This is a genomic window from Coleofasciculus sp. G3-WIS-01, assembly GCF_040223135.1.
Lineage (GTDB): Bacteria > Cyanobacteriota > Cyanobacteriia > Cyanobacteriales > Coleofasciculaceae > Coleofasciculus.
Map to the genome: position 1 here is coordinate 1 of NZ_JAVJZI010000112.1, position 4,236 is coordinate 4,236.

Here is a 4,236-nt window from a genome sequence, read left to right on the forward strand (position 1 = left end):
ATGAACAATGGATAATGACCTCTCCTTAAAAGAAGAGGATTGAAATTAAGGAAAATCTTTTTTAATTTCTTCGTAAACGAAGAGGTCTTAGACCCAATTAATCAATTGTCAATTATCAATTATTAATTATCCATTGATAAGAATCATTGACTCGTATTCCTCTGGTGAATGGCGAATTATTAAAGGTATCTTCTCTCCCGGATAATCCTGATGAAAAATTGACCGCCGCCTGTCTACAAAAGACAGAAGCGAGTAATATTCTCATGGATGCCTTAATTGACGATATCCACTTGGGTCCATTTGTCACCCATCCCTTACCCAGTAAGGATAATGGCTTAGATATTGAAGGATTGGCGGTGCGTGGCGATCGCGTGTTTTTGGGCTGTCGGGGTCCGGTGCTCAGGGGTTGGGCAGTTATCATAGAAATCAAAGTGGCTGAAACTGCACCAGGGATATTAACCCTTCAGGATATCGGTGAAAACGGCAGACGCTATCTCAAGCACTTTATCGATCTTAATGGTTTAGGGGTGCGGGAACTCTGTTGGCAAGGAGACGATTTGCTGATTCTCGCTGGACCGACAATGGATTTAGAAGGTGCTATCAGTGTATTTCGCCTCAAGTCTATTTTAGACCGTTCAGCCGATAGTATCACTGGGCAAGCCTCAGGAGAGCTAGAGAGTCTGTTTGACTTACCCTTTACCCCAGGATGCGATCACGCCGAAGGTTTAGCCTTGTTTCCCTGTTTAGGAGAATCCGATGCGCTATTAATCGTTTATGATTCCCCTAACCCCATTCGCAAAATTGAACCAAGTGTGATTTACGCAGACGCTTTTAGCGGAAAAATTCTCGGCTAATCGTGCTAATTCACAAATTGACAATGGATAATGAACAATGGATAATGACCTCTCCTTAAAAGAAGTTTGACTTCAGAAGACTAGTGCAGCGCTGTTTCCGATACCCATCCGTTAACACTAGACAAAAAAGCAGATACCAAAAGCATAGAGCCTTCTGCCCTCTGCCTTCTGCTTTCTACCTTTTTGTCCTCGCTGAAACTGAATCAGATACTTAATCGGCTAAAACACCTTCAATCCCCTATTTACTTTGCCCAAAATTTCCAACAGCTTATCTGCAAGTTCTCTCAAGAACAGCTTTCCTTATGAAAAGGCTGGCGCAAAAAGATAGGTATGGTTCCAAGGCAAGGTATAGAATTGAGCATTGGGTAGGGACGAGGGAGGTTGCCAGTCTGATTGAGTGTGTAGAAGGTACTCTATTCCCCAATGAGCATAGGTTTCAACCCGCAAACGCAGTTCTAAGGAATGGTAAGGAATTTTCGTGGATACAGAACCGTTCCTCGTTTTCTTTGCCTGGGTATAAGCTTCGGGAATTGCTGCCATCACGTAGTCAACGAGTCGTTGACGGACATCAGGCTGGGTAAACAGTTCATTATAGAATTCATCACCATAAACTGCCAGTGCATTGTCAATTTCTTCATTCACTAATCGTAGTCCCAAGTCTACAACCGCTTTAGACAGTGATTTAGACATTGTTGAATTCCTCAACTTGATGGTTTACCTGCTGAGATAAGAATGGAGCTGTCGTCAGACGGAAACACTGAAATTAGAGGACATCCAGTCAAAAACGGGAATGCTCCTATCGGTCATTACTCGATGACCACTACAGACTTTACAGGTTAAACGTAAAAAATTTGGGGAATGACAAAGGAAATTTAGTGATTTAGTTAAACAAAAGATTAAGACAAGGGTTTCAATCGATAACCCACACTGTGAACCGTCTCAATCAAGTCATCGGGCGCTCCCACCGCTTTGAGTTTGTGACGCAAGCTCTTAATGTGGGCTTTAACGGTATCTTCAAAAGGGCTTGCCTCTGATGACCACAAATGTTCAATGATAAACTCGCGGTTGATGATACGCTGACTATTTCGCAAAAATAATTCTAGACAGGAATATTCCTTTGGGGTTAAATGTACAGGCTGTTGATTATAGGTTACTTCATGACGGCTGGGATCGAGCTGTAAGCGCTCCCACTCTAGCACTGGCGGTACGGAACATCCTCCCCGCCTCAACAGCGCTCGAATGCGAGCTAAGAGTTCTGGCAAATCAACGGGTTTGACTACATAGTCATCAGCGCCTGCATCTAAACTGTTCACCTTATCCGTGCTGGTGTCAAGGGCTGTGAGCATCAGAATCGAGCCGTGATAGCCACCACTACGCAGACGTCGGCACAAACTGACACCATCTAACTTAGGTAGCATGACATCTAGCAAAATTAAGTCATAATAGAGGCTGATCGCTTGTTGCCAGCCTGCTTCCCCATCATTGACAACATCCACATCATAATGCTGATCGATAAGCGCCTCTGTGAGTGCCTCCGCGAGCGGTATATCGTCTTCCACGAACAAGATTTTCATAGCCAATTTTTTGAATAAACCAGAAAGGAGACTAAAGCTGATATAGCAGATGCGCTATACTCTTCCGATTTCCACTTTACCAACCTTCACCTTGACTCTACTCATTGTTGAGAAACCGATTCAGTAATTCAATCATCTACTGAAATACCCGATACAAGGTAACATTTGCTACTTAGACCTCCCAGTTATAACCAAGGGTGGGTTTTGTTGAGAGGGTATTCGTAGAAACTAAAATTAAACGGCTAAACCCGCCCCTACACTTAAGTTATTACTTGACTTGTGACTTATGACACACTCTATCCAACCCAAAAATCTGCTTACTGGTTTGGGTTTAGCATTGCTGATCCTGAGTAGCCCCATCGCTGTTTATCTGTGGCGGCTAATGGGATTCGCTCCCCTGTCTGATTTGGCGCATCCCCTATTATGGGTCACAATCACTAACAGTTTCAGTATACTGCTACTCATTGGCCTGTACTATCGCATCTGGGTACGACTTACCCAACTCGAACAAGGCGAAGAAAGCAGCACATCCTCGCCTCCAGAGATTCGCGATCGCCAACAAGCTGAGTTGCAAGAGCAGAATTTTGTTTCAGTAATTCTCGATACCGCTAACGCCTTAATTACAGTTCTCGATCAACAGGGACGAATTATCCGATTTAATCAAACCTGTGAACGATTAACTGGCTATTCCTTTGAGGAAGTCAAGGGAAAGTATATTTGGGATTTGTTTTTAATTCCAGAAGACATTGAATCAATAAAAACTATTATTAAAGAACTCCAAGCCTGTCACTTTCCCAACGAGCATGAAAATTACTGGCTCGCACGAGATGGCAATCTTCGCCTAATTTCCTGGTACAATACAGTCCTGCTAGATGACAACAGTTCAGTTAAGTATCTCATTGGTATTGGCATTGATATCACTGAGCGCAAACAAGCCGAAGAAATGCGTCGCCAACTCGAACGTCAGCAAGAAATGAGTCAACTCCAGCTACGCTTTTTTTCGTTAGTGTCTCATGAATTTCGCACTCCCTTGAGTACAATTTTAGCCTCCGTTCAACTCCTACAACTTTGCCCTGATAAATTTTCTCCTGATAAAAAACTCAGAAATCTGAAACGTATTGAAGGTGCTACTCAACGCCTACGGCAAATGTTAGATAACATTCTCACAATTAATCGTGCTGAAACGGGACAATTGGATTTCCAGCCGACGCAGGTTGAGCTTGAACAGTTTTGTCAAGATATTTTGGCTGATATACCGCTTAACCCTGACAATCAATATGTTCTAAATTTTGTTAGAAATGCAGACTGTGACAGCGCCTATTTAGATAAAAATATGCTGCGTTCTATTTTGAGCAATTTACTGACGAATGCAATTAAATATTCTCCGCAAGGTGGCACTATCGATTTGCGGATAAATTGCACAGCAACTGAGGTGATTTTTCAAGTTTGCGATCGAGGAATTGGCATTCCGGTTGATGATATTCCCCATATATTTAAAGCCTTCCACCGGGGAACAAATATTGATAGTATTCCGGGTTCAGGATTAGGGTTAACGGTTGCCCAAACTTGTGTTAGCGTACATGGCGGTAACATTAGCGTGACCAGCGAACCGGGAGTTGGCACAACGTTTACGGTAACAATTCCTTGCGAAGTCATAAGTCAAGTGTAGGGACGGGTTTAGACAATGTAGGGGCGGGTTTAGACAATGTAGGGGCGGGTTTAGACAATGTAGGGGCGGGTTTAGACAATGTAGGGGCGGGTTTAGACAATGTAGGGGCGGGTTTAGACAATGTAGGGGCGGGTTTAGA

Annotated in this window: 4 protein-coding genes; 2 read left to right on the forward strand and 2 right to left on the reverse strand. The window is 43.3% G+C overall.

Annotation, left to right across the window (positions count from 1 at the left end):
* Positions 1-146: 146 nt before the first annotated feature.
* Positions 147-854 carry a DUF3616 domain-containing protein gene (locus RIM23_RS11465; RefSeq protein ID WP_446367153.1) on the forward strand — a complete coding sequence of 236 codons (708 nt, stop codon included), beginning with the start codon at positions 147-149 and terminating at the stop codon, positions 852-854.
* 300 nt (positions 855-1,154) lie between these two features.
* Here RIM23_RS11465 and RIM23_RS11470 read toward each other — a convergent pair whose 3' ends face one another.
* Together RIM23_RS11470 and RIM23_RS11475 are read right to left on the reverse strand one after the other, a co-directional pair.
* A complete protein-coding gene (locus RIM23_RS11470) occupies positions 1,155-1,544 on the reverse strand; it encodes a hypothetical protein (RefSeq protein WP_446367155.1) in 390 nt (129 codons plus the stop codon).
* 206 nt (positions 1,545-1,750) lie between these two features.
* Positions 1,751-2,428: a response regulator transcription factor gene (locus tag RIM23_RS11475; protein ID WP_446367157.1), complete on the reverse strand. Its 678-nt coding sequence runs from the start codon at positions 2,426-2,428 to the stop codon at positions 1,751-1,753.
* Positions 2,429-2,714: 286 nt separating this feature from the next.
* On the opposite strand from RIM23_RS11475, the gene RIM23_RS11480 reads away from it, so the two are divergent.
* Complete coding sequence (locus tag RIM23_RS11480) at positions 2,715-4,097, forward strand: PAS domain-containing sensor histidine kinase (protein ID WP_446367159.1); 1,383 nt, start codon at positions 2,715-2,717, stop codon at positions 4,095-4,097.
* Positions 4,098-4,236 lie beyond the last annotated feature (139 nt).

Bases quoted from the DNA above. Each gene is read 5' to 3' on its own strand.
- RIM23_RS11470 (WP_446367155.1), bottom strand. From the start codon at position 1,544: ATGTCTAAATCACTGTCTAAAGCGGTTGTAGACTTGGGACTACGATTA.
- RIM23_RS11475 (WP_446367157.1), bottom strand. From the start codon at position 2,428: ATGAAAATCTTGTTCGTGGAAGACGATATACCGCTCGCGGAGGCACTC.
- RIM23_RS11480 (WP_446367159.1), top strand. From the start codon at position 2,715: ATGACACACTCTATCCAACCCAAAAATCTGCTTACTGGTTTGGGTTTA.